At 73.7% G+C, this 2,400-nt stretch carries 4 protein-coding genes; 1 reads left to right on the top strand and 3 read right to left on the bottom strand.

Translation table 11 applies throughout. The features are described 5' to 3' along the window. On the bottom strand, positions 1–984 hold a 984-nt coding region (locus ACM2XV_RS14325; RefSeq protein ID WP_487027417.1), incomplete at its 3' end, for an NADP-dependent oxidoreductase. Between the two features lie 67 nt (positions 985–1,051). Next, entirely contained in the window at positions 1,052–1,192 is a 141-nt protein-coding gene (locus ACM2XV_RS14320; protein WP_487027416.1) for a hypothetical protein, read from the bottom strand. 6 nt (positions 1,193–1,198) lie between these two features. On the opposite strand from ACM2XV_RS14320, the gene ACM2XV_RS14315 reads away from it, so the two are divergent. Then, positions 1,199–1,771, top strand: a complete 573-nt coding sequence (locus ACM2XV_RS14315) for a GlxA family transcriptional regulator (protein ID WP_487027415.1) — start codon at positions 1,199–1,201, stop codon at positions 1,769–1,771. Positions 1,772–1,905: 134 nt separating this feature from the next. On the opposite strand, the gene ACM2XV_RS14310 is transcribed toward ACM2XV_RS14315, so the two are convergent. Beyond that, positions 1,906–2,400: LysR substrate-binding domain-containing protein (locus tag ACM2XV_RS14310; protein ID WP_487027414.1), on the bottom strand; the 495-nt coding region annotated here is incomplete at its 5' end.

The following is a 2,400-nucleotide window of genomic DNA, read 5'->3' as shown; positions in this document are numbered from 1 at the left end:
CACGCGGGGGTGCGGGCCTGCGACGTCGAGCACCGTCTTGCCGGGCCGGGCGGCGCTGCCTCTGCTTTCATAGGCCTGACGCCCGTCGGCGAGCGCGAAGGTCTGCGCCACCGCGACCTCGAGTGCGCCGGTCGCGAGCAGCTCGCCGAGCCGGGTGAGGCTCGCCGAGCGCGCGGCCACCACGAAGAACCGCGCGTCCACTCCGAACCGCTCGGCGAGCTCGGCCTGGGGCGGTTCCTGCAGCATCACGACGCGGCCGCCGGGGCGCACCGCGCGATACAGCCACTCGGGCGACCCGGCGCCGGCCGCGTCGATCGAGGCGTCGAAGCCCGCCGATGTGACCTCGGCCGCTTCGTCGCCGACGAGAACCGCCGTGGCGCCGAGCCGCTCTGCGCGCTCGACGGACGCCGCGGACCGCACGGTCGCCGTCACCTCGATGCCGAGGCGGTGCGCGAGCTGCACGACGAACGCGCCGACACCGCCGGTTCCGCCGCGCACGAGCAGGCGCTGCCCGGCCGCGAGGTGCAGCTGGTCGTCGAGCGCCTCCATCGCGGTGAGCGCGGGCAGCACGGCCGCCGCGGCCGTCACCGCCGTCACGCCGGCCGGCTTCGGGGCGACCCCGGATGCCGGCACCAGCACGTACTCGGCGGCGGCGCCGTTCCTGTTGAACGGCACGAGGCCGAACACCTCGTCACCCACGGCGAAGCCGTGCGCGTCTGGGCCGGTGGCGGCCACGGTGCCGGCGAACTCGTGCGAGGGGGTGGTCGGCGTGCGGTCGACGCCGCCCGACTCCCAGGTCTCGGGCCAGGTGAGCTCGTCGAAGGTGATGGCGGCCGCGGCGACCCTCACGAGGACGTCGCCTCCCTGCGGCGCCGCCGGGGTCGGGGCGTCCTCGAAGACGAGTTGCTCGGGGCCGCCGCGCGTGTGGGCACGCAGCGCCTTCATCTGCAGGGGCAGGCTTTGGGGGGAATCCGTGGTGGTCATGCGTTCGCTTCCTGTTTGATTCGGGTGTAGCCGACGCTCGCGTCGGTGCGGCGCCGGGGCTCGCTCATCACTCCGCCCATGGCGAGTTCATGACCCGCTCGACCATGCTGCCGCGGCGGTAGCCCGGCACGAAGTGCTCGAGGACGTCGGCGTTGACCGTGCCGTACGCGGTCTCGGGCCGGTGCTTGAGCCCCTCGCGACGACGCATTGGCGCGTGGCCGCGCAGCTCGCCCAGCGCTACCCGCGCGTCACCGTGGAGCCCGATGCGATCTACGTGCGCGACGGGTCCACCTACACCTCGGCCGGCGTCAGCTCGGGCATCGACCTCGCCCTGGCGCTCGTCGAAGAGGACCACGGCGCCGAGCTCACCCGTGACGTCGCCCGTCTGCTCGTCGTCTATCTGCAGCGGCCGGGCGGCCAGTCGCAGTTCTCGGTGCCGCTCGCCGCCGACCCGCCGAAGACGCCGGCACTGCGCCGCATCGTCGAGCTGGTGACGGCGGAGCCGGACGCCGACTTCTCGCTCGGCGCGCTCGCCGCGCGCCTGAACGTGAGCGAGCGGCACCTGACGCGCCTGTTCCGGGAAGAGCTGCAGACCACGCCGGCGCGGTACGTCGAATCCGTGCGCTTCGACATCGCGCGTTCGCTGCTCAGCCAGGGCCACACGGCCACTGATGCCGCGGCACGAGCCGGATTCCCGAGCTATGAGAGCCTGCGCCGCGTGTTCGCGCGCGAGCTGCAGATGTCACCTGCCGCCTACCAGCGACGGTTCCGCACCTCTGTGCGGTGAGGCCTGCGCGTCACTCGGCCCAGGGCGAGCTCATCACCCGCTCGACGAGGTTGATGCGGGGGAACCCGGGGGAGTGGTGCTCGAGTGCGTCCGCGTTGATCGCTGGCGCGTCGTTGCGCTCGGGGCTCGCGCCGTCAGGCCCCGCGCGTCGCGACCGCGAGCAGGGTGCGCAGCTCGGGCGCGAGCTCATCGACCCGCGCGTAGACGGCGCGCAGCTCACGGACGAATCGCAGCCCGCGCACGCGAACCCGAACGAGCCGGCCCGCGGCGATGTCGTCGCGCACCGCGAGAATGCTGAGGATCGCGACGCCGGCCCCCGCGTGCACCGCGGTTCGGATCGCCGCAGTGGTCGGAAGCTCGACGAGCGGGGGGACCGGCGGGTGGCCGGCGTCCGCCATGATCTGCTCGGCGTTGAGGCGCGTTCCCGAGCCGCGCTCTCTCGTGATGAGCGGGGTCCGGGCCAGCACGCTCGGCGAGATCGTCCCGCGCCGGGCCCATTCGTGCCCCGGCGGAACGACGGCGACCAGCTCGTCGCGCGCGACGACCTCCGAGCGTAGGGTTCCGACCGACTGCGGCGACTCGATGAAGCCAAGTCCGTGCCGCCCGTCGGCGACGAGCTCGATGACCCG

It is taken from the genome of Gryllotalpicola sp. CP2-P1, assembly GCF_057512245.1.
Note: the sequence above shows the minus strand (reverse complement) of the source record. Positions and strands in the feature narration are given on the sequence as shown.

Excerpts from the sequence above, each read along its gene's own strand:
- ACM2XV_RS14320 (WP_487027416.1), bottom strand. The coding sequence starts at position 1,192 with ATGCGTCGTCGCGAGGGGCTCAAGCACCGGCCCGAGACCGCGTACGGC.